This window comes from Kitasatospora sp. NPDC056800 (assembly GCF_042789775.1).
Lineage (GTDB): Bacteria > Actinomycetota > Actinomycetes > Streptomycetales > Streptomycetaceae > Kitasatospora.
Genome location: NZ_JBHUAL010000316.1, coordinates 1 through 6,824 on the forward strand (window position 1 = coordinate 1; position 6,824 = coordinate 6,824).

A 6,824-nucleotide genomic window follows, 5' to 3' on the forward strand; every position below is an offset into this window, starting at 1 on the left:
CGCGCGAGAAGTCGGCCGGTCCGACTTCTCGCGCGGGCCGAGGCCCCTACCGCCGAGCCGGGAGCGCCAGGAAAGGCCAGCCCTCCGGCCGAGACGGCGAGCCCGCGACGGCGACTCGGCCTTGCGGACCATGTGCGGTGCCCCGAGCAGGTCGAGTAGGAACGGCACGGACGACGAACCTCAGCGGGCGTACGGCATCGGTCAGTTCACCGACAGACCTGCGCCCCCACAGGCGATCCGGGACAGCAGTCGGGGAAAGTGCCCGGCCACATCGCGCGGTTGTCCCCTCGGCAGCGTTCCTGCAGTGCGAGCACCCCCGGGGCCGCTACCGGCGGGCTGGGAGGGCCAGGAAGGCCAGGCCTCCGGCGAGGATGGCGAGGCCGTACCAGGAGGCGGTGGGCAGGTGTTCGTCGAGGGCGGCTACGCCGAGTACTGCGGCGACGGCGGGTTCGGCGAGGGTCAGGGTGGTGGCGGTCTGGGCGGTGGTGTGGCGTAGGCCGTGGCCGAAGAGCCAGTAGGCGAGGAAGGTGGTGATCACCGCGAGGTGCAGCACCACGCCTGCCCCGCGCGGCGTGAGCAGCCAGCCCGTGGGGCCGCACAGCAGTACCGGGAGGACGATCAGCGCTCCGCCGCCGAACATCGCGCCCATCACCCCGCCGGAGGGGTGTCCGCCGGCGATCAGCCGCCCGCCGATCAGCGAGTAGACGGCGTACGAGAGTCCCGAGAGCGCGGCCAGGAGCACGCCCGGCAGGTCCACCGTCGCGCTGCCGCCCGCGAGTTCGGGGCCGAGCACGAGGAGGGCGCAGCCGAGTACGGCCAGCGCGGTGGCCCCGGCCCAGCGTCCGCCGGGCCGTCCCTGTCGGGTGAGCCAGCCGAGCAGTCCGGTGAACACCGGCGCGCTGCCGAGCGCGATCACGGTGGCGACGGCCACGCCGGTACGGCTCACCGCCGGGTAGAAGGTCACCGGGTATCCGGCGACCGCGATGGCGCCGGCCGCGAGCAGCCACCGCTCGTGCGGCCCGCACTTCCGGGGGAGTACGCGGGCGGTGCGGTCGGTGAGGAAGAGGAGCAGCCCGCCGAGGACCAGCCCGGCGGCTCCGATTCCCGCGGCCGGGGCGCCTGCGGGTGCCAGCGAACTGGCCGTCCCGGTGGTGCCCCAGAGCACGGCGGCGGTCAGGATCGGCGCCACGCCGCCGCGCGGGCGGGTGCGGCGGGTGCGGCGGGCGCGGCGGGGGGCCGTGGGGAGGGTGCGGGCAGGTGAGGACAAACGATTCGGCACAGTCGTGAACTTCCGTCGTCGAAGACCGTCAGGGGAACGGGTTTCCGAGAACGGGCGCACGCCGCCAACCCACGGCGGCCACTGTCGGGCCGAGCCGGGGTCGTGGGGGGTCAAGCCACCGAAGCGCGCGCCCGATCAGGCGCTGAGCGGTGGCAGCACGACGTGCCAGTACAGGTTCACGCGTCGATGGTACCGACCGGCGGGCGTGAGAAGTCGGCCGGTCCGACTTCTCACGCGGCGAGGGTCGTTGACGCGTCCTCACCCCGCAGGAACGGTCTCCTCGCGGCAGTCGCGGGGTTCGGGGCGCAGAACGCCTGACCGCCCGCCCCACGCGCCCCCGGGAGGCCGTCACGCCCCTCCCGGGGGCGCGTCTCCTCGGCCGTGCAACCACCGGCGGCCCGCCCTCGACTTCCGGACCGTAGCGGACCGTTCATTCCTCCCTACGCTGAGTGTCGACCCCATCGGCCCACCGGAAGGACCCGCTCGTGCGCCGCTCCAGCCTCGTGCTGTCCCTGGCCCTGACCACCGTGGTCGCCTCCGCCCTGATGGCCGCCGACGTCGTGAAGGACGAGCCCTACCTGTCCGTGACCCTGCCGGTGCTCCGCGATCCGAAGGCCCAGCAGTTGCTCCACCACATGACGGACCCGGTGCAGGAGTGGGTGGAGTCCCGGGATCCGGCGGCGGCCGGCTACGCCGGGACGGTGATCGACGCGGCGAACCAGCACGCCGACATCTACTGGAAGGGCGAGACCCCGGCCCAGGTCCGTTCCCTGCTGGACGCGAACGCCGCAGACGTCGGCCCCGGCTACACCGTCGACGTCCATCCGAGCCCGTACTCCCGCGCGGAGATGCGCGCCGCGATCGACCGGTTCACGGCCGCGGTGGCGCGGGACGCGTGGACGTCGATCGGCCCGCAGGAGGACGGCACCGCCATCGCGATCACGTACGCGCCGGCGCCGGCGAAGCAGCTGACCGGCGGCGACGCGACCGTGCAGGCGTACTCCTCGCGGGCCGCCGAGATCGCCGGGATGCCGGTGTCGGCCGGCGTCGAGGAGACACCGGTGGCGCTGTCCGGCAACCGGCACTCCGACAGCGCGCCGTACTACGCGGGCGCCGAGGTGAACACCGGAAAGGCGTCGTTCTGCTCGACGGCGTTCAGCGGCTGGAAGGGCGGGACGAAGGTGGTGCTGACCGCCGCGCACTGCGGCGGCGGCCGGTACTACAACGGCACCGGCAGCTACATCGGCGACCTGGCCGCGGTCGGCAACGGCCTGGACGTCGGCATGATCGCGGTCAACGGGAACGGCGGCGGCCGGTTCTACGACGGTTCCTGGTCGGACAACGGCGGCTCGTCCCGGCACACGTACGGCGCCGGGCGGAACAACGTCGGGGACCTGATCTGCCTGAGCGGCGCCCAGTCGGGGTGGAGGTGCGACGTGCAGGTCAAGCGGGTCGACGTGGAGACGACGAACGACGAGGGTACGAAGATCAAGCCGGTGGACATCGCGGAGTCGAAGGGCGGCGACCGGCGGGCGGTCGCCGCGAAGGGCGACAGCGGCGGCCCCGCACTGGCGAACCCGTCCGGCCCGAACGGCGACATGGAGGCCCGCGGCGTCATCGTCGCCGCCAGGTCGGAGGTCGCCTGCCCGCCCGGATCGACGGCGCACCAGACGACCTGCTACGCGCAGGTGCTGTACGTGCCGATGACGCCGGTGGTCAACCAGATGGGCTTCTCGATCTCCTGACCCGGGACGTCACGACCCGGCTTGGCCACCCCCGATGGCGAGCGCGAGCTTCCACACGCCGGTGGACGGATTGGTCTCGTGCTCGCTCCCGGGCTCCGCCAGCTGCTTCGCCCGGCTCGCCGCCAGCCGCCAGTGCGGTTCGTAGTGGTCGAACTTCACGCCGGTCTTCTCGTATCCGGCCGGGAAGGTTCTCTCAAGGACTGGCAGGAGTTCCCTGAATGAACGGGCCGGACGGCGGTATTCCGTGAAATGCAGCAGGAGCCACACCTCGAAACACGGATTGGAGAACGCCACCTCGATGTTCTTCTTCCGTGCCTCGGCCACGACCTGCCCCAGGTTGGGGAACTCGTCGACGTCGAGAACACACCACACCTCGTCGTACTCACCATCGGCCTGGTCACGCAGGAACTCGGCGCGATCGACGACCTGGGAGGGCGACTTCGGGTGCTCGGCGATCTTCACGGAGACCGCAGAATTCCGAGCACTCGACTTCAGCCCCTGGAGGTAGTCGCGTTCGGTCACCTCCGCGCCACAGACCACCAGGAGCCTCTGCTTCGACTCCCGGTGTCCTGCCTTCCTGGTCAGTGCCGTGTCAAAACTGGGACGCTTGCGTCCGCTCGGCTTCGCCGCCCTTGCCATCATCGTCCCCCCGCGCCGCCATGGCGCTGGCAAAATCGTCGTCGATGTACGGCACGCCGCCGTAACTCCCGCCGAGGTACCGCCGCTCGCGGTTCTCCTCCTGGCGCGGCTTGAAGTCGGCGAGGGCGAACAGCTCCGTCTCGCCGTGCTCGTTCTTCTCCACGAACCAGACCTGGTCCCGCCGCAGGACGTCCTCGCCGTCGGTTCGGCCGAGCAGGCTGGCATCGTGCGAGGTGAAGATCAGCTGGGCACCGTTCGGGTTGGTCTCGGAATTCTGGAACAGCCCGATCAGGCGCGCTGTCAGGATCGGGTGGAGGCTCGAATCGATCTCGTCCACCACGAAGGTGCCACCCCGACGGAGCGCCCCCATGAAGAGAGGTGCCTGCCGCAGGAGGGCCTGGGTGCCCTCGGACTCCTCGGAAACGTCCATCCTGACGATCCCTTCGCGCCCGCGATGGCCTATCCAGGGGCGCATGACCTCACGCGGTCCGTGCTCTTCGAGTTCCTCCAGCCGCCACGACGGAATGCGCGTACCGTAGCGCTTCCGCAGCTCTTCCTCGTCGAGCAGCACACGCTCCGTGCCGCATTCCGCGATCCCGAGGTCTGCGGCACGCAGGAGCGCGACGAACTCAGGGTGCCGGTCCGGGTTTTCGAGGATCCGCGCTGCACCAATGCGGCCAGGGCCCTGCATTCGCCGGCTGAACTGGAGGCTTCGGGCGAACCAGTCGTACACCGGGCGGAAGTCGTCCTGCCGGGAGCGTGCCGCGAGGGACATGAAGAGGACGTTGGGCTCGGTGATGTTCTCGACCAGCTCCAGCTCTCGCCGGTGCTGCGAGTCACCGATCTCCAGCCCGTCGACCGAACGCTCGAAGATCTTGCGCTTCCTGCCGTGGGGGAAGCTGTGCAGCCATTCGTCGACCACCCGGTCGTCGTCCACGCTGAACCCGTAGGTGTAGCGGATCCCGTCGATCAGCAGGTCCACCACGTACCAGGACGGTTCCCCGCGCGCCGCCTCTTCGAGCCGGAAGGGTTGACGGGCCACGCCCCCGTCCGGCTCCGCGTCGCGATGCGAGCTGACGACCATCCTGGTCATGTACGCCAGGGCATCGATGACGTTCGACTTGCCGGCGGCATTGGCCCCGAAGATGCCCACCACAGGGACCGCTTCCCAGTGCGTCCCGGGCGGCCGGTCCGCGTCGTAGACCGGGTTCAGCTGTAGGGATTGCTCGTCTCTGATCGAGCGGTGGTTCGCGACCCTGAAGTTCAACAGCATCTGTGATCCCCCCTTCGCGGGCTGTGGGGCCTTTCTGTGCAAGTGAATCGCGCAAACAGGCCTTGGGCAAGCGTGGACAGGCTCTCACACGCCAGTGACCATCCCGGGAGTCACAGACCTCCCACGCCGAGGCTCCCGAATCCGGCGCAGGAAGTCGGCCGGTCCGACTTCTCGCGCAGGCCCCTCAGGTGGAGAGAGGTTCAGCGGCGCTGACGGCGGCCATGGCCACCTCGTCGGCGAAATCGGTGAACTCGGCGGACATGGCGCGAGCGGGCGCCACGTCCGCCGCGAAGTCCTCGTCCGGCCCGAATCGCCGGAGAACGTCGTTCAACGCGGCTCCATTGCCCGATGCGGCGGCCGCCCCGGGCGTGGGCGCGGGGGCTGCTCGGCAGGGCTCGTGGTCACCGCGTGGCCGGGTGCAGGCCGTCGATGGGCCATCTCGGGCCGGTGTCCGGGGCGCCCTGCCAGGCCCACTGGGAGTCGGGGGTGACGGTGATGCCGTAGTCGTACAGGTCGGGGCGGCCCAGCGCGTCCCACTGCGTCCAGGCGGCCAGCACCTCGTCGCCGAGGCGGCGCGGCCCGCCCTGGAGGAGCTGCGGCCCGCCGTCCGTACGGGGACGGATCTCGGCCCACGAGCGGTCCCCGTCGTGGACCAGGGTGGCGGGCCCGTCCTCGCCCTGCGCGGTGAACAGCACGGCGTCCGGGACGGCGACGCGCAGCGCGAACCGGAGGTGCCAGTCCTCCAGGCCGGCCGGGTCGCGGTCCAGTGCCCCGTGCGCCTCGGGCTCGGCACCGCCGCGCACCCGCGCGTAGGCGGCGGGCCCCGTGCTCGGTTGGGCCGGACCGGTCCGGTCGCCCATGAACTGGGCCAGGCCGTGGACCCAGCCGTGTGCGGCGGCGCCGTCGGCGGCGACGGTGAGGGCGACGTACCCCAACCGGCCCCAGGGGTAGACGATCCGCCCACCGGGCCGTACCGCCTCCACCCAGGACCAGGGCACGGTCTCGACGGCGTACGTGGCGTGCAGCCGGTCGACCTGGCCACCACCCGGCACCCCGCCGTCGGTGCCGTCGCCTGCCGTCACCTCGGCGTCGAGCCCGGCGGCCGCGAGTCGGGTGCGGGCGAACGCGGCCAGGTGCTCGTCGACTTCGGTGCCGACCACCAGCCTGGGCCCGGCCCGCCAGGCGGACAGTGCCGCCGTCCAGCCCTGGCCGGTGCCGAGGTCCCACACCCGGTGCCCCGGTTCCACGCGGAGGCTGTCCAGCATGTCCGCCACCACGGAGGGCGCGGACAACGACGACGACGGGAGTCCTCCGGTGAGCTGGGTGACGGCTGCGGAGTAGGCCCCGGAGTACAGTTCACCCGCCCAGCCGCCCGGATCCACCGCGCGGTCGAGCGGTGCGTAGGCCCGGCCGTCCCACCGCCACAACCTGTCCGGTGCGAACCCGTCCCGGGGCAGCGCGGCGAAGGCCTCGCGCAGCCACGGCGAGTCGGCCGGCCACGCCCCGCCCCGCTCCATCTCCGCGTGCAGGCGCGTCCGGAGCCCGGCCAGGCCCCCGTCGTCCGCCGTCACTTCTTATGCTTCCCGTTGCCCGGCGGCGGAACGTCGACCTTGCTGTCGCTGTTGTTCGGCGGCGGAGTCCCCTGCCCGGGGTCCGGCGGCTGCTTCTCGTGCTCGCCCATCGCAGCGTCCCTTCGGTCGTACTCAACGGTCGGCGACCAATCTGGCGCAGCACCGCACCAGGCGGTAGAGGCGTGCGGGAGCTGCCAGGGGCGCGTGCGCGTGTGTGTCCCGCCGGACCGTGCGAGGACCACCCCGACCGGCGGGGGGAGGAGGGGGGGGGCGGGGTAGGCGCCGGGGGGGGGGGGGGGGCGCCCCCCCCCCGGCCC

6 protein-coding genes are annotated in these 6,824 nt (G+C 72.0%); 1 reads left to right on the forward strand and 5 read right to left on the reverse strand.

All coding sequences use genetic code 11. The annotated features are described in order from the left end of the window. Nucleotides 1-325 precede the first annotated feature (325 nt). On the reverse strand, nt 326-1,279 hold the full coding sequence (locus ACFRQN_RS39090; RefSeq protein ID WP_380745386.1) for a DMT family transporter: 954 nt from the start codon (nt 1,277-1,279) through the stop codon (nt 326-328). 485 nt (nt 1,280-1,764) lie between these two features. Here ACFRQN_RS39090 and ACFRQN_RS39095 point away from each other — a divergent pair, with 485 nt between their 5' ends. Further along, entirely contained in the window at nt 1,765-3,024 is a 1,260-nt protein-coding gene (locus tag ACFRQN_RS39095) for a hypothetical protein (RefSeq protein WP_049649075.1), read from the forward strand. 9 nt (nt 3,025-3,033) lie between these two features. Here the strand turns inward: ACFRQN_RS39095 and ACFRQN_RS39100 are convergent, their stop codons facing one another. The 4 genes from ACFRQN_RS39100 to ACFRQN_RS39115 form a co-directional block, all read right to left on the reverse strand. Further along, entirely contained in the window at nt 3,034-3,666 is a 633-nt protein-coding gene (locus tag ACFRQN_RS39100; RefSeq protein WP_380745388.1) for an RloB family protein, read from the reverse strand. After that, a complete protein-coding gene (locus ACFRQN_RS39105; protein WP_380745390.1) occupies nt 3,617-4,936 on the reverse strand; it encodes an ATP/GTP-binding protein in 1,320 nt (439 codons plus the stop codon). Before ACFRQN_RS39105 ends, ACFRQN_RS39100 begins: the two co-directional genes overlap by 50 nt. Nucleotides 4,937-5,120: 184 nt before the next feature. Continuing rightward, nucleotides 5,121-5,267 (reverse strand): hypothetical protein, encoded by a 147-nt coding sequence (locus tag ACFRQN_RS39110; protein ID WP_380745392.1) that lies wholly within the window; start codon nt 5,265-5,267, stop codon nt 5,121-5,123. A gap of 70 nt (nt 5,268-5,337) precedes the next feature. Further along, entirely contained in the window at nt 5,338-6,507 is a 1,170-nt protein-coding gene (locus ACFRQN_RS39115; RefSeq protein WP_380745394.1) for a protein-L-isoaspartate O-methyltransferase, read from the reverse strand. Nucleotides 6,508-6,824 lie beyond the last annotated feature (317 nt).

Coding starts and splice junctions, on each gene's coding strand:
- ACFRQN_RS39100 (WP_380745388.1), bottom strand. CDS start 3,666: ATGATGGCAAGGGCGGCGAAGCCGAGCGGACGCAAGCGTCCCAGTTTT.
- ACFRQN_RS39105 (WP_380745390.1), bottom strand. CDS start 4,936: ATGCTGTTGAACTTCAGGGTCGCGAACCACCGCTCGATCAGAGACGAG.